The sequence below is a fragment of the Psychrobacillus sp. MER TA 171 genome (assembly GCF_023713305.1).
Taxonomy (GTDB): Bacteria; Bacillota; Bacilli; order Bacillales_A; family Planococcaceae; genus Psychrobacillus.
Genome location: NZ_JAMAWN010000002.1, coordinates 199,454 through 225,177, shown reverse-complemented (window position 1 = coordinate 225,177; position 25,724 = coordinate 199,454). Strand labels below are relative to the sequence as shown.

The following is a 25,724-nucleotide window of genomic DNA, read 5'->3' as shown; positions in this document are numbered from 1 at the left end:
ATGACAAAAATTATTCAAAACGTCCAACTAGTAAACAAATCAGGTGAATTAGAAACTACCTCAGTTGTAGTAAAAGACGGAAAAATAGCTGAAATTACGCCTACTCCTACTTTAGAAGATGCGCAAGTGATTGATGGTAAAGGAATGTTACTATCCGCTGGCTTTATCGATGTACACGTTCATTTACGTGAGCCAGGTGGAGAGCATAAAGAAACAATAGAAACAGGAACTAAGGCTGCTGCAAAAGGGGGATATACTACGATTTGTGCGATGCCAAATACTCGTCCAGTTCCAGATACAGTAGAAAACTTCTCTCATGTATTAGATTTAGTAGATCAAAATGCACTAGTTCGAGTACTTCCTTATGCATCTATTACCATACGTCAAGCAGGTAAAGAACGTACAGATATAGCTGCACTAAAAGGACTGGGTGCATTTGCTTTAACAGATGATGGGGTCGGTGTACAAACAGCTGGAACTATGCTGGAAGCGATGCAAGAGGCAGCAAAACATACTATTCCTGTTGTAGCTCACTGTGAGGATAATTCCCTTTTGTACGGTGGGGTAATGCATAAAGGAAAGCGAAATGAAGAGCTTGGATTAAAAGGAATCCATTCGGTTTCAGAATCGGTACATATTGCGAGAGATATATTATTAGCTGAAGCAGCAGGAGCACATTATCATGTTTGCCATGTAAGTACAAAGGAATCTGTTCGAGTGATTCGAGACGCTAAGAAAGCCGGCATCCATGTTACTGCAGAAGTAAGTCCACATCATTTATTACTTTGCGAGGAGGATATTCCAGCAAATGATGCAATTTGGAAGATGAATCCTCCGCTAAGAGGTAGAGACGACATGATGGCTTTACGTGAGGGATTGTTAGATGGAACTTTAGATTTTATAGCAACAGACCATGCCCCTCACACAGATGAAGAAAAAGCACATGGTTTCGAAAAGGCTCCCTTTGGAATAGTTGGATTAGAGACGGCATTTCCATTACTGTATACTCATTTCGTAAAAACCGGGGAGTGGTCATTAAAGCAACTGCTAGATTATTTGACCATCAAGCCAGCAAACGTATTTGGGTTTGAATTTGGCAAGCTAGAAGTAGGAGCTCCAGCTGATTTAGTATTAGTAGATTTAAAAGAAGAACAAAAAATAGATAAAGAAGCATTCCTTTCTAAAGGAAAAAATACTCCGTTTGATGGATGGGTTTGTACAGGTTGGCCACAAGTAACGATTTATAACGGAGAAATAGTATGGCAGGAGGAACAGGCATGAAAACAAGATATTTAATATTAGAAGACGGTACTGTTTTTAAAGGAAATGCATTTGGTAGTGAATTAGGGACTATTGGAGAAGTAATTTTTACAACTGCTATGACCGGTTACCAGGAGTCTATATCAGATCCATCCAACTGTAGTCAAATACTTACTTTTACGTATCCGATGGTAGGTAATTACGGGATTAATCCAGATGATTTTGAAGCAATAGAGATCGCCTTGTCTGGAGTTGTAGTTCGGGAGCTAGCAGAGAACCCATCTAACTTCCGTAACCAAAGTACATTGAATGAATTTTTAACTTTAAAAAATATTCCAGGAATTGAAGGAATAGATACTCGAAAGCTGACACGCATTATTCGTAAGCACGGATCTCTAAAAGGAACGCTAACAGCTGCTGGAGAAGAAGTGAATGTGGAAGAAACCGTGGCAACGTTAAAATCTACTGATATTCCTAAAAACGTAGTGGAGCAGGTTTCTATTACGAGACCTTATCCAAGTCCAGGGCGAGGTAAACGAGTTGTATTAGTAGACTTCGGTATGAAGCATGGAATACTAAGAGAGTTAAATAAACGTGATTGTGACGTTATTGTAGTACCCTTTAATACATCTGCTGAAGAGATTTTAGCTATGCGCCCTGATGGAGTGATGCTTTCTAATGGCCCTGGGGATCCGACAGATATACCAGAGTCTATTGAAATGGTAAAAGGTCTAATCGGAAATGTTCCAATCTTCGGAGTTTGTCTAGGTCATCAGTTAATTTCACTAGCAAGTGGTGCAACGTCCTTCAAACTAAAATTTGGTCACCGAGGTGGAAATCATCCAGTAAAAGATTTAACTACTGGAAGAACAGAGCTAACTTCACAAAATCATGGCTATGCGATTGATGCAGATTCAATCTCTAACACGGATTTAGAAATTACTCATCTAGCATTAAATGATGGGACAATTGAAGGTGTAAGACATAAAAAACATCCCGTGTTTTGTGTACAGTTTCATCCAGAAGGGTCATGCGGTCCAGAAGACTCAACCCACTTATTTGATCAATTTATTGAACTAATGAATAAAGAAAGCAAAAAGGAGACTTCACATGCCTAAACGTAAAGATATAGAAACTATTTTAGTAATCGGATCTGGTCCAATTGTAATCGGTCAAGCTGCAGAGTTTGACTATGCGGGGACACAAGCATGTATTTCCCTTAAAGAAGAAGGCTACAAAGTAATATTAGTAAACTCCAATCCAGCAACTATTATGACAGATACAGAAATTGCAGACAAAGTATATATTGAACCTATTACTCTTCCATTTGTGAGTAAGATCATCCGCAAAGAGCGTCCAGATGCAATCCTTCCAACTTTAGGAGGACAGACAGGTTTGAACATGGCGATTCAATTAGATGAATCAGGCATATTAGATGAGTTAGGAATTGAAATTCTTGGTACAAAACTAGAGGCGATTCATAAAGCAGAGGATCGTGACTTATTCCGTACGTTGATGAATGAATTGAACGAACCAGTACCGGAAAGTGATATTATCCACAACCTCGAGGAAGCAAAGGCGTTTGTAGAGCGAATCGGATACCCAGTAATCGTAAGACCTGCCTTTACCTTAGGAGGAACTGGGGGAGGTATTTGTCACAATGATACAGATTTAGTGGAAATCGTAACTAGTGGGTTAAAGTATAGCCCTGTAACTCAATGTCTACTAGAAAAATCGATTGCTGGCTTCAAAGAGATTGAATATGAAGTAATGCGAGATTCAGCTGACAATGCAATCGTTGTTTGTAATATGGAAAATGTTGACCCAGTAGGCATTCATACGGGGGACTCGATTGTAGTAGCTCCTACCCAAACTTTGTCGGACCGTGAAAACCAAATGCTTCGAAATGTTTCCTTAAAGATTATCCGTGCGCTAAAAATCGAAGGTGGATGTAATGTGCAGCTTGCTTTAGATCCATATAGCTTCCAGTACTATATTATTGAAGTTAACCCACGTGTAAGTCGTTCATCAGCACTTGCATCAAAGGCAACTGGCTACCCCATCGCGAAGCTTGCAGCAAAAATTGCAGTAGGACTTACACTAGATGAAATGATGAATCCTGTAACTGGAAAGACATACGCTTGCTTCGAGCCAGCTTTAGACTATATTGTTGCAAAAATTCCTAGATGGCCGTTCGATAAATTCGAATCAGCAAAACGTAACCTTGGAACACAAATGAAGGCAACCGGAGAAGTAATGTCGCTAGGACGTACATTTGAAGAGGCAATCTTAAAATCTGTTCGTTCATTAGAAACAGGTCACTTCCATTTGGAAATGAAGAACAGCGAATCCATAACAGACGAATGGATTGCCAAAAGAATTCGTCGCGCAGGAGATGAGCGCTTATTCTTTATAGGAGAGGCACTTCGCCGTGGTGTGAGCATCGAGCAAATACATGAATGGTCTCAAATAGATCTGTTTTTCTTAAACAAATTACAGAACATCGTGCAATATGAAAAGGTAATACAAGAGAATCCGTTTAATCAAGAAATTCTTTATAAAGCAAAAAGAATGGGCTTTGCTGATAAAACAATAGCAAAGTACTGGAACGTGAAAGAAATAGAAGTATATAACTTTAAAAAGGAACATGGAATTACACCAGTTTACAAAATGGTAGATACTTGTGCAGGAGAGTTTGAATCAGAAACTCCTTATTTCTACGGGACATATGAAGAGGAAAACGAATCCATTCGAACGGATAAAGAAAGTGTCATCGTACTTGGTTCTGGTCCAATTAGAATCGGGCAAGGAGTTGAATTTGATTATGCAACAGTTCACTCTGTATGGGCCATCAAAGAAGCAGGCTATGAAGCGATTATTATTAATAATAATCCAGAAACAGTTTCTACCGATTTCTCCATCTCAGATAAATTGTACTTTGAGCCATTAACGGTAGAAGACGTCATGCACATCGTGGACCTTGAAAAGCCAAAAGGAGTAGTTGTACAGTTTGGCGGTCAAACAGCGATCAACCTAGCGGAAGCGTTAGAAGAACGAGGCGTAAAAATATTAGGCACTACTCTAGAAGATATCGATCGAGCAGAAAATCGCAATAAATTTGAGGCTGCTCTTCACGAAATAGGAATTCCTCAGCCGCTAGGTAAGACAGCAGTATCTGTAGAAGAAGCTATTGAAATAGCTAATGAAATTAGTTATCCGGTATTAGTTAGACCTTCTTATGTTTTAGGTGGTCGAGCAATGCAAATCGTTTACAATGAAGATGAAATTAAACACTATATGGAAAACGCGGTTGAAGCTAGCCCCGAAAAGCCCGTTTTAATTGACCGTTACTTAACTGGTACAGAGGTAGAAGTCGATGCAATCTGTGATGGAGAGAATGTTCTAATACCAGGTATCATGGAGCATATTGAGCGAGCAGGAGTGCACTCAGGTGATTCAATCGCTGTATATCCACCACAAAAGCTATCACAAAAACATATAGACACATTGGTAGATTATACAACGAGACTGGCAAGAGGCTTAAAAATAGTAGGTCTGATGAATATTCAATATGTAATTTCCAAAGACGAGGTTTATGTAATTGAAGTAAACCCACGCTCAAGCCGTACGGTACCTTTCTTAAGTAAAATTACATCGATTCCAATGGCAAATATTGCAACAAAGGCAATTTTAGGAAAATCCATTGTAGAGCAAGGCTTTAAAACAGGGCTTGCACCAAATAGTCCAGGAGTATATGTAAAGGTCCCTGTATTCAGCTTTGCTAAGCTGCGCCGTGTAGATATTACCCTAGGGCCAGAGATGAAATCGACTGGAGAGGTTATGGGTAAAGACATAACATTAGAAAAAGCCCTCTATAAAGGCCTAGTAGCTGCAGGAATGGAAATTAAGGATCATGGCTCAGTGCTAATGACGATTTCTGATAAAGACAAAGAAGAAGCAACAGATATCGCTAAGCGTTTCCACGCAATTGGCTTCCGTATAATTGCAACTGAGGGTACAGCTAAAGCAATTCAAGAGGCAGGTATTCCAGTAGATATTGTTGACAAAATTGGTTCTAAGGGAACTACTTTACTTGATGTTATTCAAAAAGGGGAAGCGCAATTTGTTATTAATACTTTAACAAAAGGCATGCAGCCCGAGCGTGACGGCTTCCGAATTCGTAGAGAGTCTGTTGAAAATGGAATTCCTTGCTTAACTTCTCTAGATACAGCAGAGGCAATGGTTCGAGTAATTGAATCGATGAGCTTCTCTACGGATACGATGAAGTTACAGGAGGTCCGTGCATGATTAAACAGGAGCAGATGATTGTTGTATCTCAACATAAAATTGCGACGAACATTTTTAGGCTTACGACAAAGGGACAGCTCGTACAGGAGATGAAACAACCTGGCCAATTTGTTCATGTACGTGTGGCAAATCAAATGGAGCCACTACTACGAAGACCGATTAGTATTTGTTCTATCGATAGTGAAGCATCAGAATTCACGATGATTTACCGAGCAGATGGTAGAGGAACTGCGCTACTCTCAGAGAAAAAAGCAGGGGACTATATAGATGTACTCGGTCCATTAGGTCAGGGTTTTCCAATCGAAAAAGCTGCTTCAGGCGACAAGGCATTACTAGTAGGTGGAGGAATTGGAGTTCCTCCTCTCTACGAGTTATCTAAAAGATTAGTAGAAAAAGGTGTTGAACCGATTCATGTTCTAGGCTTCCAATCGGAAAATGTTGTTTTCTATGAGGAGCTATTTAACCAGCTTGGCGAAACACATATTGTTACAGCAGATGGAAGCTATGGTCATAAGGGATTTGTAACAAATGTTTTAGAGACGATGACGGATGACTTTGCTGTGTACTATAGCTGTGGTCCAACGCCTATGCTTGCTGCTGTGGAAAAAATGTATCCGCATAAAGAAGGCTATCTCTCCTTTGAACAACGAATGGGCTGTGGGATTGGTGCATGTTTTGCATGTGTATGTGAGACAACGGAAAAAATGGATGCTGACTATCTGAAGGTTTGTTCAGATGGTCCAGTCTTCGAGTCAGGAGTGATTCGATTATGAATAGATTAGCTGTCGAATTACCAGGACTGTCATTAAAGAACCCGATTATGCCTGCTTCTGGGTGTTTTGGGTTTGGAAAGGAATATGCTCAACTCTATGATTTATCCAAATTAGGAGCTATCATGATTAAAGCAACAACCTTAGAAACACGACTAGGTAACCCAACTCCTCGAGTAGCTGAAACGCCTGCAGGGATGCTGAATGCGATTGGGCTACAAAATCCAGGACTAGCTAAGGTCATGGCAAACGAGCTGCCGTGGCTAGAACAATATGATGTGCCGATCATTGCAAACGTGGCTGGGACATTAAAAGAGGACTATGTTGGTGTTGCTGAGGCTATTTCAAAGGCACCAAACGTATACGCTCTAGAGCTAAACATTTCCTGTCCAAACGTTAAACAAGGTGGAATTACGTTTGGCACAGACCCCCTAATAGCAGAAGAATTAACAAGAGCTGTCAAGGAAGTTTCAAGCGTTCCCGTCTATGTAAAATTGTCTCCAAATGTAACAAACGTAGTAGAAATTGCAAAAGCAGTAGAAGCTGGCGGTGCAGATGGAATAACTATGATTAATACGTTACTTGGTTTACGTCTAGACACTCGAACTGGACGCCCTATCATCGCTAATGTAACTGGTGGTCTGTCAGGACCCGCCATCAAACCTGTTGCCCTTCGCATGGTATATGAAGTAGCTAAACAAGTATCTTTACCAATTATCGGTATGGGTGGGGTGTCGAATATAGATGATGTCATAGACTTCCTATCTGCAGGAGCAAGTGCAGTTGCTGTAGGCACGGCTAACTTTGTTGATCCATTTATTTGTCCGACTTTAATCGATCAATTACCAGAAAAGTTAGATGAGCTCGGGTATAAAACAGTAAACGATTTAGTTGGAAGGAGCCATCGATTATGAAAAACAGCCCCATTATCGCATTAGACTTTTCTTCAGCAGAAGAAGTTTACCGTTTTTTAACACCTTTTGAGGAATCTCTTTTTGTGAAGGTTGGAATGGAACTATTTATGCAGGAAGGTCCAGCCATCGTTTATAAGCTTAAGGAAAAAGGACATGATGTCTTTCTAGATTTGAAGCTACATGATATTCCAAATACAGTTGGACAGGCGATGAAAGGATTAGCACGTTTAGGAGTAGATCTGATCAATGTCCACGCAGCTGGAGGAGAGAATATGATGGCAAAAGCTCGTGAAGGCTTAGAAGCCGGAACTTCGGCCGGTAAAGTAAGACCTGCTATTATAGGCGTTACGCAATTAACTTCCACTTCTGAGAAGCAAATGCAAGAGGAACAGTTGATTAAACAAACTCTAGAGGAATCTGTTCTTCATTATGCTAGGCTTTCCCAAAAAGCAGGATTAGATGGTGTAGTATGTTCTGTACTAGAGGCAAAGAAAATAGCAGAAGCGTGTGGGGAAGACTTTTTAAGAGTTACTCCAGGTATACGACTATCTACTGGAGAGGCACACGACCAAGTACGAGTAGCAACTCCTTCTAATGCTAAAAAGCTAGGCTCTTCTCACATTGTGGTCGGACGTGCAATCACAGAAGCAGAAAATCCCGTAGAGGCTTATAAAACTATTCTAAAAATGTGGGAGGAACAAGCATGACATTTGAACATAAAATTGCAAAAGCACTTCTTGAAATAGGGGCAGTAGAACTAAAACCAAATGATCCTTTCACGTGGGCATCGGGAATAGAATCACCAATTTATTGTGATAATCGCATAACGATGTCTTCTCCGGTCATTCGTAAGGATATTGCAAAAGGTCTTGCTGAAGCAATCCAAAAGAATTTTCCAGAAACGGAAGCCTTGGCGGGAACGGCAACAGCAGGTATTCCTCATGCAGCATGGGTAAGTGATGTATTAGAGCTTCCTATGATGTATGTACGCTCTAAGGCAAAGGAGCATGGTAGAGGAAATCAAATCGAAGGAAAAATAGTGACAGGCCAGAAGGTAGTAGTCGTCGAAGATCTAATTTCCACTGGAGGAAGTAGCTTAACAGCAGTTGAAGCGCTTCAAAAAGCTGGGTTAGAAGTACTTGGAGTAGTAAGTATTTTTACATATGGACTTCCGAAAGCAGAGGAGTCTTTTAAAGAAGCAGAGATAAACTTTGTCAGCCTAACTAACTTTGAGACTTTGGTCAATGCGGCGCAGGAAGTAGGAACTATTACAGAAGCGGATATTCCGATGCTTACTAAGTGGCACAATGATTTGAAGCAAGGGTTATTAAAATAAGGAAGTGATCGCCTTCTCATTTTTAATGGAGAAGCGATTCAGACTGTAGACAAACTCCAAAAATTTTGGATTTCGCCTACAGTCTTTTTTCTTTTAAAATAGAAGTAACGCGAGGAAGAGTTGATTTCCGCTACGAACGGACGCTTTCCGTGGGCACGTGTCAAGTGATTGACCAATGCACGCAGAGTATGAATAAACAAAAGATGATTCAGCGTCCTATCTGGCAAGACTATTTGGATGTAGCTGAGGACTTATTTCATAACTATGAAATGAAAGGAATTTACGAGAAGTGTAAAGAGACGATCGAGCATGTCTTTGCCGATGCCAAAGAAAAGCATGGTATGCGATGGACAACCTTAAAGGGTCTTAAAATATTGTCTATGCAGGTGATGCTTACTTTTGCTGCCTTAAATCTTAAGAAGTTGGCCAGCTGGACCTGGAAAACGCCAACAATGGCGTAAACCAAAATCGAGAGCTGAATTAGCTCTTTTTCCAGAATGTAAACTGTGATAATAGCAAAAGGGTTGGAAATCGTTTCGATTTCCAACCCTTTTGTCTTCACTCTGGATCGCCTCTCATTTTTAATGGAGAGGCGATTTTTAAATGGATGAATCAATTTCATAATCATTTGCCTCATTTATCCTAGTTGAGCTGTCCTTGAATCAAAGCAACCTCTAAAGATGCTTACAGATTTTTGTACCATAAGTAAAAGAGAAAGAAGTGAGATTACTTCTTTCCCTATTTAGTCAAAGAATGCTAGATTTATTAGTCTACTGTTACAGCAAGCTCTTTTACTAATATAGAGGGTGATCCATAACCTCCAGGTTGAAAGGTAAGATCTGATGCAATGTCATCTATAGTTTTCAGGACGTGATAGAAATTTCCGGCGATAGTCATTTGTTTGATAGGTGATGCGATATTACCGTCTTTTATATGATAACCTGTTGCCTCCACTGAAAAGTCACCTGATATCGTATTTGTTCCAGAGTGTAGCCCGGATAAATTAGTTATATAAACACCATTTGAAAGCTTACTTAATATCTGCTCTCTGTTTTGCTCCCCAGGAGCAATATATAAATTTTGAGGTGCAATAGTTAAAGTACCTTTGTAAGAGGACTTATATGCATTTCCAGTGGACTCGCAGCCATCAATCTTAGCAGTCTTCCGATTGTGTAGAATAGTTTCCAATGTTCCATTAGAGATAATTGTTTGTTTTTTGGTAGCTACTCCTTCGCCATCAAACGAAGATCCAGAAAAAGCATCAGGGTGGAAGGGGTCATCTACAAGAGTCAGCAAATCTGATCCTATTTTCTCTCCAACTTTTCCTTTTAAAAGGGATTGATCCTTTTGAGTATTTTCAGCCGAGAAAATTTCAGAAAAGATAGCTAAGAGAGAAGCAGCGGAATCATGTCTGAATACGACCGGGTATTTACCGCTAGGGATGGTTTTACCACCCAAATAAGATAATGCTTCTTTTGCTAGCTCAGTAGCAATTTCATCAGCATTTAAAGTATGAAAATCACGAGTCATTTTAATAACGTGTCCAGTTTTCATTTCATTATCAGCTTTTACAACTGCAGATACAAAAATATAAAGTCCGTTTCGTTCATCCTGCAAAGAGAGGCCTTTATTATTAATCATTAATCGTTCAGAATTAAAATCTTCTAGCATGCAATAGTTTAAAGTAGTTATTCTTGGGTCGTATGCCAGTACTTTTTGTTCAATGGCTTTTATAAACTCAATTTTATCAGGAATTCCTATCTTCTTTAATTCAGGATTATAAAAGCTATGTTGGACATATTCTTTACTTCCCTCGAAAATAGAAGAATTATCACTTTCATCTAAGATATCAGCGTTAGCCTTAGCGTTTTCTACTAAGAAGGCAATCGAGCTCTCATCTATTTTTTCTGTATAAGCATAGCCCATGTTTCCGTTATACAGACCTCTAAACCCTATGCCAGCTTCTTCAGAAGTTTCATAACTATCTACTTCTCCATTAAAAATCATACATTTAAACGAATCTGATCTTTCGTAGTAAGCTTCTGCTTCAGAAAATCCAGTGGCTTTTGCTTGTTTAAGCAGCTCTTTTTGAAAGTCTGTTGTATTCATCATTATTCCCCCTTTGTTCCACCAACAGTGATTTCACTTACACGAATCATGGGCTGTCCTACGTTAACTGGAAGGCTTCCACTAATGGAACCGCACATTCCAGCACCGTGAGCAAGATTATTTCCGACACGATCTACTAGTTGTAATGTCTTTGCTCCATTTCCAATTAGCGTAGCACCACGGATTGGTTGAGCTATTTCTCCATTCTTAACTATATAACCTTCCATAACTGCGAAGTTGTAGTCTCCAGTGGCAGGGTTAACTTGCCCACCGCCCATATATTTAGCATAGATTCCATATTCTGTAGAAGCTATTATTTCTTCCGGAGTAGAAGATCCAGGTGCAATAAATGTGTTAGTCATTCGTGACGTAGGGTTGTATCTATATGATTGTCGACGTGAAGAACCCGTTGGCTTTGCATTCATTCTTCTAGCATTAAATTTATCAATCAGATAGCCCTTTAAAATACCATTTTCAATTAATACGTTCTTTTGAGTTTTTTCACCTTCATCATCAATATTTAATGAACCCCATTCGTTAGGTAATGTACCATCGTCTATATAGGATACAATGTCAGGAGCAACTCTTTCACCTATTCGATTAGCAAAAACAGAATTGTTTTTGGCAACCGATGTAGCCTCTAGGCCATGACCGCATGCCTCATGAAAAATAACTCCTCCAAATTCGTTGTCAATAATAACTGGGAACTTTCCGCTAGGACATTCCTCAGCACCAAGCATATTTACTGCGATACGAGCCGCCTCTCCGGCATAATGTTCTAAGTTAAGATTTTCTATGAATTCAAACCCAGCATGAGCCCCTGGACCATAAAAGCCAGTCTGCATTTCAATACCATCAGAAGCAGTGGCTTGAATAGATAGCCTGCTATATACACGAGTGTCTTCTACGAACTTTCCTTCTGAATTTGCGATTAAAACATTCTGTTCCTCGTCTATATAGCGTATTCCTACCTGTTTAATACGAGGATCAAAGCCTCTTGCAATATCATTTGCTTGTCTCATGACAGATACTTTTCTAAGATTTTCTACACTACGAGGCTTTAAAGCAATAGTATGTAGTGGCTGAATAATTTCTTTTTGAAGTGGATGAATGATTCCAGCAGAACCACCTTGGATGGCATGGGCTGCTCGCTTGGCTGCTTGTATTAAACCTTCTTCTGAAAAATCAGTAGTATACGTATAAATACTTTGTAACCCTAAAAATATACGAATACCAATACCAAAATCTCTACCCGAATTACTTTTTTCTAGTTTGTTGCTTTGTAGTACTAATTGATTTACGTATTTATCTTCTACAAAAATTTCTGAAAAATCTCCTCCGGTAGAAAGTGCTGCTTCCAATACGTTTTCTATAATGGACTGTTTTAACATATAATTCCCCCCTTAATAGAATTATATAGTAATAAACTATTACTTAATACTGTTTATTTTGATAATTTAGTAAATTTAAAAATGTTTTTAGAGGGTAATATTTACGCAATAATAAGTGTGTTAGAGTTGGGCATTCTAATAGTATTACGTGCATTGACATGGGCTTTGGAGAAATAGAATGGATATTTCCTTTCTCATATAGTATTATTTCGACTAAATAAATAAAAAACTAAAAATCTGTATTGGATTAAATGGGTAATAAATCATAAGAAAGTTAAGACATCCCTCTCTGGTTATGTTATATTCTTAATAATTATAAAAAAATGAAAATAGAGGATGTAGAGAATATGTCAAATTCAAAAATATTGAAATGGGTTACAGGAGGATTAGAGGCTGTACTAGGTATACCAGTTCTTGGAGGAATCATAATTCTGAGCTTGGCCTGGATTCCTTTGCTAATTATGCTGGCACTGCATATAGTTACTCTAGTAATTACAAAAAAAGAAGGCGGAGGAACTACGACAGGGAGTATACTAGGAATAGTAACCTCTTGTATTGGCTTCATACCTATTGTAGGAATGATTATGCATATCATTACTGCTGTTATTTTAATGATAGAAGCTTCTAAGCCAGAGATTCCAAAAGACGTCTTTAATGAAGAGTTTTAAATAGACTTAAAGAAATCAAAAACTGCACTTATCAGAGACATTAGCTAAGTACAGTTTTTTCACAACTCGCTGTAACCGTAAATAACTCCAGATAATAAAAAGAAGCCATGAAAATTTTACATCCGTAGAATTTTCATGGCTTCTTATTTTGAGGAGAGTTTTACACCCGCCTCGTTTATTAATTTTTTATTATTTAGTGTAGTTATCAAAGTATCCTTGAATATAAATCATTGGTGTACCTTTGTCTCCGCTACCGGAAGTAAGATCTGACAGAGAACCAATAAGATCAGTTAATCTACGTGGAGTTGTACCTTGAGCTTCCATTGCTCCAACAAGATTGTCTTCTTTGTTATTAATATGCTCAGTAATTGCTTGCTTTAATTCTTCTCCTCTTAAGTGAGCGAAGTTATTATCTGCAAGATATTTTAATTTTACTTCATTTGGAGTTCCAGCTAATCCAGATGTGAAGGCTGGTGAAACAACGGGATCAGCTAGCTCCCAAATATGTCCTACAGGATCTTTAAATGCTCCATCTCCATATACCATTACTTCTACATTTTTCCCTGTTTTTTCTTTTATAATTTCTTGAATGTTATCAACGATTGGTTGGCAATCGCGAGGGAAAAGCTTCACCGTGTCTTCTGTCGATTTGTTCGATCCAAGTAAACCATATTCCTCGTTAAAACCACTTCCATCAATGGACTCCGATAATATGTTGTCTAGACTATAAATTTTTTCGCCACCATTTGCTTTTAATATTTTCTTCGTTCTAAATCTTGAGTGAATATCACAAGCAAGTACATTTTTTGTATAGTCTAGAATAGATTTTGGGTTGTTAGAGAAAATGACTTCACATTCCACTCCGTATTCTTCTATTAACGATTTATAGTATGCAATGTAGTCTACTCCGGTAAAAGGATGTAGCTTATAGCCAAAGTAGTCGCGGAATTGTTTCTCTGTAAGGACATCTGTCCAAGGGTTTACGCCTTTATCATCTAACTCGTCAATTTCTACAAGATGATTGCCGACTTCATCAGAAGGATAGCTTAGCATTAAGACTATTTTCTTTGCACCTTTTGCTATTCCACGGAGTACTACTGCAAATCTATTACGACTTAGGATTGGAAAAATAACACCTAGTGTGTCATCTCCAAACTTCGTATGAACGTCAGTGGCAATCTGGTCTATACTAGCGTAGTTTCCTTGAGCGCGGGCAACGATAGATTCAGTTACGGTCACAATGTCCTGATCGTTGATAGAAAAGCCTTCTACTTCTGATGCTTTTAATACACTATTTACTACTATTTCTTCAATATTATCACCATTATTTATAATTGGGCCACGAAGACCTCTTACAACTGTTCCCACTACTCTTTCCAAATTGAACGCTCCTTCAACTATTATAAATATATTATTACCACTTGTAATTCTACGTAATACAGTGATATAAGTAAAATTAATATATATTATAATAGATATAAGAGGTGCTTATATGTCAGGGAAATTGGATTTATATAAAATATTTTGCATGGTAAGTAAAAATAATAGCTTTTCGAAGGCTGCAAAAGATCTCTTTATGAGTCAATCCGCAGTTAGTCAGGCCATAATGCAACTGGAGAAAGAACTAGATACCAGATTATTCTACAGAACGACAAAAGGAGTTACTTTAACAACAGAAGGCTCTGTGCTTTTTGAATATGCTAGCTCTGCTTTAAAGCTCATTGATACTGGTGAGGAGAAAATTTTAGAATTTAAAAACCTTACTGCAGGGGAACTTAAAATTGGAGTGGGAGATACAATTTCAAGATTTTTCTTGCTCCCTTATTTAGAGGAGTTCCATAATAAATATCCTAGTATTAAATTCACCATTGTAAATGGTACGACCATAGAGCTTTGCAATATTTTAAAGAGTGGAGGAGTAGACATTGCTCTTTGTAATTTTCCGATAGATGATGATAGCTTGGGACAACGGCCTTGTCTAGAGGTACAAGACATCTTTGTATATGGGGAAAAGTTTGATAAAGTCTTGTCAAAGCCACTTAGTTTGGACAAGCTTGTAAAATTTCCATTAATATTCCTTGAACAAAAATCAGTCTCAAGAAGATATGTGGAAGAATATATGCTTTCAAAGGGTGTAAAAATATCACCTGAATTTGAGTTAGGTTCTCATGATTTACTATTGGAGTTCGCAAAAATTAACTTAGGTATTGCTTGTGTTACTAAGCAATTTGCGGGAGATTATTTAAGAAAAGGGATGCTTAAAGAGGTGAAGTTAAAAGAGAGTATACCGCCAAGAAATATAGGGGTGTGCTTTCTAAAAAGGGTTCCATTATCAACTGCCGCCACTAAATTTGTAGAATTAATCGAGTAAAGGCTTGATTTTCCACAACTATTTCTAAGAAGTGCTACGCTTTGTCATATCGGGGTAGCACTTCTTTTTCTTCCAAAATACAGTATGTAGGGATACGTAGTGTGATTTTAAAAATATATTTTGAAATTTCATTGTAGACATGTTAGGTAACCTTACATTATAATAATATATTATAAAAAAGGGGGAATTGAATGGTTAAATTTACAGCTGTGTTATCGATCATCCCAAAAGCCTTGCAAATGTTTTTAAACCTCTGCTTAGTCTTCTTGGCCTTTATACTGGCCTTTTTGTTAGTGAAGGAGCTGACTATTTTTATAAAGGTGCTGCTCACAGTAGGTCCGAGCGATTATAAAATGTTCCTTGCTAATATCCTCATATTCTTTTTGTATTTTGAATTCATCACTATGATCGTGAAGTACTTCAAAGAAGACTACCACTTTCCGCTTAGATATTTTTTATATGTAGGTATCACAGCAATGATCCGTCTAATCATCGTAGAGCATGACCATCCAATTGATACTCTTTTTTACTCACTCGTTATTCTAATTTTAATTGTTGGTTATTTTATTATGAATATTACACCACTTGAAAGACCTAGTAACCCATGGTTTATAAAAGGAAGGGAAAGAGAAAATCCATCAAACTTGGGAGAAACGAATGCATGAAAAATACCTATTTAAGTCGTGAAATTATTCCTAAAAAAATAAATAAAACCTCTATAAATGTTGCAAAGAGGATGGTTGTGAATAAACCACAACCATCCTCTTTATTTATATATAGAAAAGCGTAAGCCCCTGTGCTTGCGCCGACAGGCAAATGGAAAAAGCGAGGAGGCAGCCTCACAGCCACCGGAGCTTTTATCCATTTGACCCCGAGGGGCAAGGGGCTGAAGCTAGCCAAATAGAAAAGCGTAAGCCCCTGTGTTTGCCCCGACAGGCAAATGAAAAAAGCGAGGAGGCAGCTCCGCTCATACTAATATACTAAACCAATGCGAGTATGCGTTTTTTGGAAAAACTCTTCATCAGGGTCAAAATAATCTTCACTAAAACTAGCTATAAATTCCTTGTTGTCATTTAGGTAGCCTGCACCCCATGTAGGATCCATTGTGACCCACCGATCATCGACCTTAGCCTCTACCCATGCATGTCGATCTGTCGTGTATCCTTCTACAAATCGGGCTTCGATATTGCTTGCACGTAAGAGTGCAATCGTAAGGTAGGCGTAGTCCTGACATACCCCAGTTTGAGAATTTAAAGTTTTTAAGGCACTGTCATCCCATTTGAAGTCGTCATTTTGGAATTTAACTACGTCATAAGAGATGGTGCTAGCTACAAAGTCATAAATAGCTTTTGACTTTTCTAATTCGGAAGTTTTTCCTTTTGTAAGGCTGTTTGCTAGGTCACTAATTTGCGGTGCATCAGATTCAATGCCTCTTGAAGGAAGAATATCTCGTTTATCCTGTTCAGCTGAAGAAATTATATCGAACTTAGCAACCTCATAATATCTAAAGAAATCATTTTTAGTTTCAGTAATCTCAGGGACGCTAATAGATACTTCATATTCTCCAGGGCCAAATCTTAAATGAAAATAATCGTTAAATGTAAAGTCTTGGATGGGAATGACCTCTAGAGCATGATCTTCACCTTTTTGAGTTTGCACATAGAGATGGGTAGTTTGTTTTGATAGTGAAGCTTCTGGATCTATAAAACCCTTAATGTGAAACGTGTGTCCTGTTGTCTTTTCTCCACTGACAGGCTCAACCAGATTTATCCCGCGTTCAGCATATAGGGAAGAATAAGAAATTGGTTCCAATATCTCTAACGATGTATTTTCTATAAGCAAATCAGTTGCAGTCTTGTAAAAGTTATCTTTCTCTAAATCGGGAATCATAACTTCTAGCTTATGCAAGCCTTCGCCAAACAAAAGTGGAATATTGGCAGTAAATTGACCTTTTTTTATTGGAATAACATTACTCCACGTTTGACCGTCTTTTGATAGCCGAACCATAATATCCTCGTATAATCCACCATTCTGTAAGTTCCCTTGCAATGTATAAATACCGTCTTCTTCTACATAGCCGACCTCTGTATTAAGGGTCAGTCCGGCTTCTAAACCAATAGGTGTATAGGCAACATCTCTAATTCTATTTGGGTTTACATTTAGAACTTCAAAGTTTGCTGTATCATAGTAATGGTTTTCTCGTTCTGTGCTCGGTATCTGTACTTTAATCTTATACGTTCCCTCACCGTTAAAAAAATGAATGATTTTTTTAAATTTACCATCACTAATTGGAACAAAATAGTCCTGTTCCTGAATATAACTATTTTCTTTTTCTGTTTGGACATTAATCCATATGTAGTTAGATTTTAGTTCGTCAGTCTTCTTTATCTCACCTGCAATAGTAACTTCACCGTTAGCAGAAAACTTCTCATATTTTGGTTCATAAAAGGTGAGCCCTAGTTCACTTGCATAAGAGGAAGTGAGATCCAGCGGAGTAAGGTTTAAGCTTTTATTTTTTTCCTGAACTAAAATTTCATAAGGATCAGCTTCAACTTTTTCTATTGGAACAGGAATGTTAGGTTCTGTTGGTATTGGATTATTCAATGTTTCGGAATCATTACCACATGCAGAGAGAAGACTTAAAAAACACAATATAGGGAATCCACGTTTAAATAACTCCATTGAACATCCTCCTTTTTATCCGCATAAAACTCTTCTATTTATTCTCTCATAAATTTGGAAAAATAGTGGATTATTTTTTACATGTATTGATATCAGTAGCAGGTGTATCCAGTAGGAGACGTGAGCTGTATAACCGATGACAGCGCGAACGCTTAATACAAGGGATAACTTAGAAATTTACGCATCCAACTGCCAGCTGCTTACTAAATTTAAAATAAAATTAAATTATATACAAATAATAAAAAATGACAAAATTATGAACAATCGATTAATAATTTATGAATTAATAGTGAAAAAAAGAATAATAGTATAACAAAAAAATACAAAAGAGTTATACTTACGTTATTGTGAAATTATTCACAATTAATAATATTAAACCTATTCTTTTAAATGAAACAGTATCAAAACTCCTGCAATTTATGAAACTTTACTTGGGAATTTCAGGTATAAAAAGTTTTTTTTATTACAAGATAATTTAGAAACTTGTATGAACAAATTATTAAGGTCCTAAAAGTGAAGTCCAAGTAAGAGAGTAGTTAAGAGAAAGAGGCGATTTCCAAAACTTAAAAGTTAAAATATCGTGTATGACAATAGAAGAAGATGGAATGATTAATAAGGATAAATTAGGACAAAATACAGCAGATAAGTATACAGAGGTGCTTTAAGTTCACCTATTATTTTATCCACAAGTATGTTTAATCGCAAAGTAAAGATTCATTCTTAGTTAGTCTATTTGTAAATTTATAGAAGTAGAGGAGAAGAAAAGATGAAAAAAAATAAAATGTTATTTGTTCTTCTGGCTTTTGCAGTATTTCTTATCATTATTTTGTTACCAAATCCTGAAGGACTTCCTGTTGCTGGGCAGAGAGCTCTGGCAATACTTGCGTTAGCAGTAATTCTGTGGGTTACAGAGGCTGTATCGTTTCCTGTAAGTGCCTCCATAATAATTGTGCTAATTTCCGTATTTATAGGTCTTGCTCCAACTATTGATGATCCTACAGTAGATTACACGACATCAGGTGCATTAAAGCTTGCGTTAGGTGGGTTTAGTTCTTCTGCAGTCGGATTAGTAGCCGGTGCTACATTTATCGCAGCAGCGATGGAGCTTACGGGATTACACAAAAGGTTAGCCCTTTTCATCATGTCCAAGGTTGGTACAAAAACAAAGAGCTTAGTTTTTGGGACAATTGTTGTAAGTATTGTATTAGCTCTATTTGTTCCTAGTGCTACAGCTCGGGCGGGTACAATTCTTCCTATTCTTTTAGGAATAGTAGCTGCTTTTAATTTACCTAAAACAAGTAGGCTTTCCGCTTTATTAATAGTTACGGCAGTGCAGTCTATATCTATTTGGAATGTTGGTATTAAAACAGCTGCAGCCCAAAACATGGTTGCTCTTGGATTTATTGAAGAAACTTTTGGCATTAATATTACCTGGGGGCAATGGTTTATATATGCTGGTCCCTGGTCCATACTGATGTCTGTCTTACTATTTTTTCTAATGAATAAGCTTATCAAACCAGAGCTATCGGAATTAGAAAACGGTGACGTAGTTATTAAAGATCAATTAAGAGATTTGGGTCCTATAACAGGGAAAGAAAAAAGATTAATTATTATTTCGGTCGCATTACTAATTCTTTGGGCAACAGAAGGTATACTTCACCCACTAGATTCAACGACAGTGACTTTTATAGCGGTCATGGTTATGCTCTTACCTGGAATTGGTATTTTTTCTTGGAAAGAAGTGCAAAATAAGATTCCATGGGGAACTCTTGTAGTATTTGGAGTTGGGATATCAATGGGTACAGTGCTTTTACAAACGCAAGGAGCTGCTTGGTTATCGCAAAATACTTTAGAAGCAGTCGGTTTGACAGAAATGCCTCTTATTTTTATTATCATGGTTCTTTCGTTATTTAATATTTTGATTCACTTAGGATTTGCAAGTGCTACGAGCTTGGCTTCCGCTTTTATACCTATTGTTATCGCTTTAGTGGTCTCCATGCAGCCAACTTCTTTTAACGGTCCTGGTCTTGTATTAATCCAACAGTTTGTTGTTTGCTTCGGTTTCTTGCTACCTGTAAGCGCACCCCAAAATATGCTTGCATATGGTACCGGTGCCTTCACAACAAAGGACCTTTTGAAATCTGGTCTTCCAATAACTATAGTAGGATACTTATTAATCATTGTCTTCAGCATGACTTATTGGCAATGGGTTGGTCTTCTTTAAGACAAGTGGGATTAGTTATAAAAATAGGCTATGTTGAAGGGTAGGGTTGATTTATGATACAAAGAAATCTTAAATCAGAGAGTAGAATTGATTTCAGCCCCAGCCGGACGCTTTCCTCGGGGTGAGCGATAAGCCATCACCCATCGCTTACGCGCGTGGTTGTGATGTCTTATCTGTCTCCCTCATCCCGTAGGAGTCGCCGTCTGGTGCTCCAATCAATAAATGGAAAAGCTTTAGCATCTATAAATCTAATCAGTTTACTCGCATAAACAAAGCTAAAAAACTGTCACCAATAGCCATTTGAAATTTCCTTGTGTATGTTTACAGTCACTATAAAAAAGAATTGTTAGTCAAAATCAACCATAACTTTAACAAAGCTTAAAAATATAAGGATGTGTAATAATGAATAACAATTATCCATGGAATCAATTTCAAGGACCCAATTTAGCATATCTGTTAGAGCAATACGATTTATATGTACAATCACCTGATCACGTAGAAGAGGAAATAGCAGCATTGTTTCAACAATATGGTTCACCAGTTGATTCTTTGAGTCAAAGTGAGACTAAATCGATATCAGGTAATATAAACAACAACTTAGATAAAATTCTTCGAGCTATTCGGCTCGCAGATGCTATTCGTATACATGGACACCAAAATGCTAACATTTACCCCCTTAACAATGGGAAACAGGACCCGTCGAAAATTAGTATGGAGTTCTATGGCCTCTCTGAACAGGACTTGGTAGATGTACCGGCAGCTCTTATAATTAATAATCCTCCTAAAGACATACGTAATGGACTTGAGGCTATCAATTATCTAAGGTCTGTTTACACGGAAAGTATTGCTTTTGAAATTACACATATCACAGACTCCAAGGAGAGACAATGGCTTCAAGATAAAATTGAAGGAAATGCTTTAAATCAAAGCCATTCATTAGAAGAAAAGAAAGAGTTACTAGAACGTTTAACTAAAATTGAAGGATTTGAAAAGTTTATTCATCGTACGTTTGTAGGAGCTAAGCGCTTTTCTATAGAAGGGCTTGATGCATTAGTTGTTTTAATCGATGAATTAGTTAATCAGGCTGGGATAACAAAAACTAAACAGGTGAATATCGGAATGGCCCACCGTGGCCGATTAAACGTTTTGACGCATGTATTAAATAAACCGTATGAGATGATGTTTGCTGAGTTCGCTCATGTACCGTCTAAGGCATTCTTACCTAAGGACGGATCTTTAGAGATTGCAGAAGGCTGGTTTGGTGATGTGAAATATCATAAAGGGGCTACCTATCGTTCAAATAATGGCGTCACAGTACAGCTGGCCTATAATCCATCCCATCTTGAGGTGGTGAGTCCTGTAGTGACTGGTCAAACTAGAGCAGCACAAGAGGTAAAAGACATACCTGGTTATCCAAAGCAAGATAAGAATGCAGCATTTGCAATTTTAGTTCATGGAGATGCCGCTTTTCCAGGGCAAGGTGTGGTAACAGAGGTGTTAAACTACAGCCGAGTGCGTGGTTTTCAAACAGGTGGATCCATTCATATTATCGCTAACAATATGATTGGATTCACTACAGAGCAATTCGACTCTCGTTCTACGAATTATTCCTCGGATCCTGCAAAGGGATTTGAGGTACCAGTCATCCACGTAAATGCTGACAAGCCGGAAGCTGTGTTAGAAGTAGCAAGGCTTGCTTTTGAGTATCGTCGACAATTTAGTAAGGATATAGTTATTGATCTTATTGGCTACCGTCGATATGGTCATAATGAAATGGACGAACCATCCATTACTAATCCATTGATGTATCATATTGTCCATAAACACCCAACTGTAAGGCAAATTTATGGTGACCAACTTGTAGAAGAAAAGGTACTTAACCAGTCCCAAGTTGAGATGTTAGATGAGACAATATTAAAGGAAATGCAGGAGGCATATGACAGGGTCAAAGAACTTCCGCAGACAACTGCAAACGAGGTAGTGATTCCGCAGGTTGTATTAGACGGATATCCTGATATACCGACTGGTGTTGAGGAAGAAAAGTTAAGCAAGGCTAACGCAGAACTTTTAACCTGGGCCAAGGAGTTCACTCCATTCAAAAAATTAGAGAAGATACTTAGACGTAGGGAAGAGCCTTTTACCGGAAGCGGAAAGATAGACTGGGGACACGCCGAAACACTTGCGTTTGCAACTATTTTGCAAGATGGACATTCGATTCGCTTAAGTGGACAGGATGCCCAACGCGGGACGTTCTCTCACAGACATTTAGTACTACATGATGAGAAAACAGGAGAAGAACTTATACCAATGCATTTTATTAGCGATTCTGCTGCCTCTTTTGTTGTTCATAACAGCCCATTAACAGAAGCTGCTATTTTAGGCTATGAATTCGGATATACACTAGAGGATAAGAATACGTTAACGATTTGGGAAGCACAGTATGGGGATTTTGCTAACATGGCACAGGTAATGTTTGATAACTTTATCAGTTCTGCTCGAGCGAAGTGGGGATTGAAGTCAGGTCTAGTAATGCTGCTTCCACACGGGGCCGAGGGGCAGGGCCCAGAGCACACAAGTGCTAGATTAGAGAGGTACCTACAGCTTTCAGCAGAAAATAACTGGACTGTAGCTAACCTTTCAAGCGCAGCAAATTACTTCCATATATTACGCAGACAAGCAGAATCTTTGAATGAAGAATTTGTGCGTCCGCTACTAATCGTCTCTCCTAAATCACTTTTACGGAATCCTTTGGTTGGTGCTGATGTCTCTGAATTGGTGGATGGTAAATTCCAAGCGGTGATTGAACAACCGAATCTTGGTGGCCAACCAGACGAGGTAAAGAAAATTGTTTTTGCTAGTGGGAAAATGGCAATTGATTTAGCGGAAAAAGTAAAAAGCGGCACTGATTTTAATTATTTGCATATCATTCGTGTGGAACAGCTTTATCCATTCCCTAAGGATGAAATCTTGGATATATTAGGACGTTACCCAAACGTAGAGTTATTGACATGGGCTCAAGAAGAACCTCAAAATATGGGTTCTTGGAATTATGCTCTCCCGTATTTATTAGAGATGGCAGATGGAAGAAGCATTGCTTATACAGGACGAGTGCATCGCTCAAGTCCGGCTGAAGGCGACGCAGATACTTATAAAGTAGAACAAGGAAGAATTATTGAAGAAGCATTAAAAAGTTTGTGAGCAATAGAACTAAAAGGAGGAAGTTTAAGTGGCAGAAATTATAGTTCCGGAATTGGCAGAGTCTATTACAGAAGGCACGATTGCCCAGTGGTTAAAAAAACCAGGTGATACCATTGAAAAAGGCGAGTTTATAGTTGAGCTCGAAACAGATAAAGTAAACGTTGAAGTTATATCCGAGGAAGCGGGAGTAGTGAGTGAGCTGTTATTTGGTGAAGGAGATACAGTTCAGGTAGGAGAGGTTATTGCCATCGTCGGTGCAGGATCTGGAACTTCTGCTGCCCAACCTCAGGCAGAGGAAGTAAAGGTTGAGGAAAAGGCTCCAGATATACCAAAGACAGACAATGCACCAATTACAAAGGTTGAAACTACCTCAGACACAAGTAGACCTATTGCTAGCCCTGCCGCGCGTAAGATGGCAAGGGAAAAAGGTATTGATTTAAATGAAGTGTCTCCTGTTGATCCAATGGGGCGTGTTCGTGTTCAAGATGTATCAGCCCATGGCTCAAAACAAATAGCAGAGCCAGCTAAAATTGTCTCTGCTCCAACAGATGATGGTCGTACGACTCGCGAAAAAATGTCTCGTAGACGACAAACAATCGCATCACGTTTATTAGAGGTTAAACAAAGCACTGCAATGTTAACGACGTTTAATGAGATAGATATGACGAATGTGATGGCTTTGCGTTCTCGTAAAAAAGATAAATTTTTCGAAGACAACCAGGTACGTCTAGGTTTCATGTCGTTCTTCACTAAGGCAGTCGTAGCTGCTTTGAAAAAATATCCTTATGTTAATTCACAGCTGGATGGAGAATACATTGTTAAAAATAACTTCTTTGATATTGGTATTGCTGTATCAACAGAAGGGGGTCTAGTAGTGCCAATCGTTCGTGATGCGGATCGCAAAAACTTTGCAGAAATTGAAGGGGATATTGGAGAACTGGCTAAAAAGGCACGTGATAACAAGCTAGCACTTTCGGATATGACGGGTGGTTCCTTCACAATTACAAACGGGGGCGTATTTGGTTCCTTAATGTCTACCCCGATATTAAATGGAACACAAGTTGGTATCCTTGGAATGCATACCATTCAAAAACGACCGATAGCGGTTGGAAGTGAAATTCAAATAAGACCTATGATGTATGTAGCTCTTTCTTATGATCACCGTGTAATAGACGGAAAAGATTCAGTAGGCTTTCTGAAAATGGTAAAAGAATTGCTCGAAAATCCAGAGGATCTTATGCTGGAATCTTAAGAGAGTTCAGGCGGAGTATTAATATTTACATTTTAAGTTTGTTAGAGGCTTACTGGATTATTCCAGTAAGCCTTTTTTTATTCTTAATTATTTTCTGGGAAATACTATTAGCGGGAACTCTTTTATGTAAGTCGAATTACTAGTTATTACATTAGAATGGGAGTGGCGTTATTATGGTAAAAAATATGACTTCTGAAGATTCTATTAAGAGGTGGGACAAGTTTGCTGAAAAATATGCAGCCAATCATCTGGAGCATGGAGATCCACATAAAGAGGTATATTTAAATCCAACCTTGTTTAGTCTTATGGGAAATTTAAACAACAAAAAAGTACTAGATGCTGGTTGTGGAGAAGGGTATTTAAGTAGACTGATGGAGAAGGCAGGAGCAGCTGTAACAGCTATTGACTATTCATCAAAGATGATTGAAATAGCAAAAAGTAGAACAACATCAGAACTCAATATAGAATTTAAACAATCTAACTGTGAAAATTTACATTTTATAATGGAAGGAACTTATGACGTAGTTGTTTCTAATATGGTGATCCAGGATTTAGAAGGTTATCAGCAAGCATTTAATGAGATTTATCGTGTTCTTCGAGAGGGTGGGATTTTTGTCTTTTCTATTTTACATCCTTGTTTTCAAACTCCAGAAAGTGGATGGGAGAAAGGGGATGACGGTAAAAAATTATATTGGAAAGTAGATAACTATTTTTATGAGGGAGCCTATGAGCAAAGAGGGATGGACCAGGTAATCTTCTATCACCGCACATTAACAAGCTATGTAAAAGCCATCTGTGAAGCTGGATTTTTAATAGAAGAGATAGTAGAGCCTACCCCATCTGAGGAAATGTTGAAGAAGTACCCATCATTTCGTGAGGATTTTAGAAGTCCCGACTTCATTGTTTTTCGACTGAAAAAGTGATGTTAATTAAGTAGAATAGATTTTTCAAAGCTAAGCTAGAACAGTTTAACGAGTTGTGTAGTGGGGAGACTGTCGCTGGACATAGTGATAACTAATAATCCTTCTAAATTATTTTTTTCTTATATTAAATTTATCTAAACTAATGATTAAACCTAATTTATATACCTTAAAAAAGGGCAATCTCTCATGAGATTGCCCTTTTTTCGTGGTAATCACCTATAAAAACTAGATACACAATTTTCTTACGGTTTAATAATTTTACTCAAACCTTTCTTTTGGCTCTACATATGATAGCAATGTACGAAAATCTATTAAAGG

Annotated in this window: 18 protein-coding genes and 1 pseudogene; 15 read left to right on the top strand and 4 right to left on the bottom strand. The window is 38.0% G+C overall.

Going from position 1 to position 25,724, the window contains the following annotated elements:
* The 8 genes and pseudogenes from M3627_RS03200 to M3627_RS03165 form a co-directional block, all read left to right on the top strand.
* Positions 1-1,281 (top strand): dihydroorotase, encoded by a 1,281-nt coding sequence (locus M3627_RS03200; RefSeq protein ID WP_251552934.1) that lies wholly within the window; start codon positions 1-3, stop codon positions 1,279-1,281.
* Entirely contained in the window at positions 1,278-2,378 is a 1,101-nt protein-coding gene (locus M3627_RS03195; protein WP_251552933.1) for a carbamoyl phosphate synthase small subunit, read from the top strand. Before M3627_RS03200 ends, M3627_RS03195 begins: the two co-directional genes overlap by 4 nt.
* Complete coding sequence (gene carB, locus M3627_RS03190) at positions 2,371-5,568, top strand: carbamoyl-phosphate synthase large subunit (protein ID WP_251552932.1); 3,198 nt, start codon at positions 2,371-2,373, stop codon at positions 5,566-5,568. Before M3627_RS03195 ends, carB begins: the two co-directional genes overlap by 8 nt.
* Positions 5,565-6,341, top strand: coding sequence for a dihydroorotate dehydrogenase electron transfer subunit (locus tag M3627_RS03185; RefSeq protein ID WP_251552931.1), 777 nt, complete (start codon positions 5,565-5,567; stop codon positions 6,339-6,341). Before carB ends, M3627_RS03185 begins: the two co-directional genes overlap by 4 nt.
* Positions 6,338-7,252, top strand: coding sequence for a dihydroorotate dehydrogenase (locus M3627_RS03180; protein ID WP_251552930.1), 915 nt, complete (start codon positions 6,338-6,340; stop codon positions 7,250-7,252). The genes M3627_RS03185 and M3627_RS03180 overlap by 4 nt, the downstream gene beginning before the upstream one ends.
* Positions 7,249-7,959, top strand: coding sequence for an orotidine-5'-phosphate decarboxylase (gene pyrF / locus M3627_RS03175; RefSeq protein WP_251552929.1), 711 nt, complete (start codon positions 7,249-7,251; stop codon positions 7,957-7,959). The genes M3627_RS03180 and pyrF overlap by 4 nt, the downstream gene beginning before the upstream one ends.
* Positions 7,956-8,588: an orotate phosphoribosyltransferase gene (pyrE, locus tag M3627_RS03170; protein ID WP_169361244.1), complete on the top strand. Its 633-nt coding sequence runs from the start codon at positions 7,956-7,958 to the stop codon at positions 8,586-8,588. Before pyrF ends, pyrE begins: the two co-directional genes overlap by 4 nt.
* Before the next feature lie 158 nt (positions 8,589-8,746).
* Positions 8,747-9,049, top strand: a pseudogene (locus M3627_RS03165) (transposase); the annotation flags it as partial.
* A gap of 304 nt (positions 9,050-9,353) precedes the next feature.
* Here the strand turns inward: M3627_RS03165 and M3627_RS03160 are convergent.
* Together M3627_RS03160 and M3627_RS03155 are read right to left on the bottom strand one after the other, a co-directional pair.
* Positions 9,354-10,697, bottom strand: coding sequence for a TldD/PmbA family protein (locus tag M3627_RS03160; protein WP_169361247.1), 1,344 nt, complete (start codon positions 10,695-10,697; stop codon positions 9,354-9,356).
* 2 nt (positions 10,698-10,699) lie between these two features.
* Positions 10,700-12,088 (bottom strand): TldD/PmbA family protein, encoded by a 1,389-nt coding sequence (locus M3627_RS03155; RefSeq protein WP_169361246.1) that lies wholly within the window; start codon positions 12,086-12,088, stop codon positions 10,700-10,702.
* A 347-nt stretch (positions 12,089-12,435) separates the two neighbouring features.
* Between M3627_RS03155 and M3627_RS03150 the strand changes: the two genes are divergently transcribed.
* Positions 12,436-12,756, top strand: a complete 321-nt coding sequence (locus M3627_RS03150) for a hypothetical protein (RefSeq protein WP_169361541.1) — start codon at positions 12,436-12,438, stop codon at positions 12,754-12,756.
* A 189-nt stretch (positions 12,757-12,945) separates the two neighbouring features.
* Here M3627_RS03150 and M3627_RS03145 read toward each other — a convergent pair whose 3' ends face one another.
* Positions 12,946-14,136 (bottom strand): coenzyme F420-0:L-glutamate ligase, encoded by a 1,191-nt coding sequence (locus M3627_RS03145; RefSeq protein ID WP_169361542.1) that lies wholly within the window; start codon positions 14,134-14,136, stop codon positions 12,946-12,948.
* A 112-nt stretch (positions 14,137-14,248) separates the two neighbouring features.
* Here M3627_RS03145 and M3627_RS03140 point away from each other — a divergent pair, with 112 nt between their 5' ends.
* Complete coding sequence (locus M3627_RS03140; RefSeq protein ID WP_251552928.1) at positions 14,249-15,127, top strand: LysR family transcriptional regulator; 879 nt, start codon at positions 14,249-14,251, stop codon at positions 15,125-15,127.
* A gap of 191 nt (positions 15,128-15,318) precedes the next feature.
* Complete coding sequence (locus M3627_RS03135) at positions 15,319-15,792, top strand: phosphate-starvation-inducible protein PsiE (protein ID WP_169358529.1); 474 nt, start codon at positions 15,319-15,321, stop codon at positions 15,790-15,792.
* A 307-nt stretch (positions 15,793-16,099) separates the two neighbouring features.
* On the opposite strand, the gene M3627_RS03130 is transcribed toward M3627_RS03135, so the two are convergent.
* Positions 16,100-17,809, bottom strand: coding sequence for a transglutaminase domain-containing protein (locus M3627_RS03130; protein ID WP_169358530.1), 1,710 nt, complete (start codon positions 17,807-17,809; stop codon positions 16,100-16,102).
* Between the two features lie 766 nt (positions 17,810-18,575).
* Here M3627_RS03130 and M3627_RS03125 point away from each other — a divergent pair.
* From M3627_RS03125 to M3627_RS03110, 4 genes are all read left to right on the top strand, one after another.
* On the top strand, positions 18,576-20,033 hold the full coding sequence (locus tag M3627_RS03125) for a DASS family sodium-coupled anion symporter (protein WP_169358531.1): 1,458 nt from the start codon (positions 18,576-18,578) through the stop codon (positions 20,031-20,033).
* A gap of 402 nt (positions 20,034-20,435) precedes the next feature.
* Positions 20,436-23,231, top strand: coding sequence for a 2-oxoglutarate dehydrogenase E1 component (locus M3627_RS03120; protein ID WP_169358532.1), 2,796 nt, complete (start codon positions 20,436-20,438; stop codon positions 23,229-23,231).
* Positions 23,232-23,259: 28 nt separating this feature from the next.
* Complete coding sequence (odhB, locus tag M3627_RS03115; RefSeq protein ID WP_169358533.1) at positions 23,260-24,483, top strand: 2-oxoglutarate dehydrogenase complex dihydrolipoyllysine-residue succinyltransferase; 1,224 nt, start codon at positions 23,260-23,262, stop codon at positions 24,481-24,483.
* A 173-nt stretch (positions 24,484-24,656) separates the two neighbouring features.
* Positions 24,657-25,406 carry a class I SAM-dependent methyltransferase gene (locus tag M3627_RS03110; protein ID WP_169358534.1) on the top strand — a complete coding sequence of 250 codons (750 nt, stop codon included), beginning with the start codon at positions 24,657-24,659 and terminating at the stop codon, positions 25,404-25,406.
* Positions 25,407-25,724: the final 318 nt, after the last annotated feature.

Bases quoted from the DNA above. Each gene is read 5' to 3' on its own strand.
- M3627_RS03140 (WP_251552928.1), top strand. From the start codon at position 14,249: ATGTCAGGGAAATTGGATTTATATAAAATATTTTGCATGGTAAGTAAA.
- M3627_RS03135 (WP_169358529.1), top strand. From the start codon at position 15,319: ATGGTTAAATTTACAGCTGTGTTATCGATCATCCCAAAAGCCTTGCAA.
- M3627_RS03160 (WP_169361247.1), bottom strand. From the start codon at position 10,697: ATGAATACAACAGACTTTCAAAAAGAGCTGCTTAAACAAGCAAAAGCC.
- M3627_RS03195 (WP_251552933.1), top strand. From the start codon at position 1,278: ATGAAAACAAGATATTTAATATTAGAAGACGGTACTGTTTTTAAAGGA.
- M3627_RS03130 (WP_169358530.1), bottom strand. From the start codon at position 17,809: ATGGAGTTATTTAAACGTGGATTCCCTATATTGTGTTTTTTAAGTCTT.
- M3627_RS03200 (WP_251552934.1), top strand. From the start codon at position 1: ATGACAAAAATTATTCAAAACGTCCAACTAGTAAACAAATCAGGTGAA.
- M3627_RS03180 (WP_251552930.1), top strand. From the start codon at position 6,338: ATGAATAGATTAGCTGTCGAATTACCAGGACTGTCATTAAAGAACCCG.
- M3627_RS03110 (WP_169358534.1), top strand. From the start codon at position 24,657: ATGGTAAAAAATATGACTTCTGAAGATTCTATTAAGAGGTGGGACAAG.
- pyrF (WP_251552929.1), top strand. From the start codon at position 7,249: ATGAAAAACAGCCCCATTATCGCATTAGACTTTTCTTCAGCAGAAGAA.
- M3627_RS03185 (WP_251552931.1), top strand. From the start codon at position 5,565: ATGATTAAACAGGAGCAGATGATTGTTGTATCTCAACATAAAATTGCG.
- M3627_RS03120 (WP_169358532.1), top strand. From the start codon at position 20,436: ATGAATAACAATTATCCATGGAATCAATTTCAAGGACCCAATTTAGCA.
- M3627_RS03155 (WP_169361246.1), bottom strand. From the start codon at position 12,088: ATGTTAAAACAGTCCATTATAGAAAACGTATTGGAAGCAGCACTTTCT.
- pyrE (WP_169361244.1), top strand. From the start codon at position 7,956: ATGACATTTGAACATAAAATTGCAAAAGCACTTCTTGAAATAGGGGCA.
- carB (WP_251552932.1), top strand. From the start codon at position 2,371: ATGCCTAAACGTAAAGATATAGAAACTATTTTAGTAATCGGATCTGGT.
- M3627_RS03150 (WP_169361541.1), top strand. From the start codon at position 12,436: ATGTCAAATTCAAAAATATTGAAATGGGTTACAGGAGGATTAGAGGCT.
- M3627_RS03125 (WP_169358531.1), top strand. From the start codon at position 18,576: ATGAAAAAAAATAAAATGTTATTTGTTCTTCTGGCTTTTGCAGTATTT.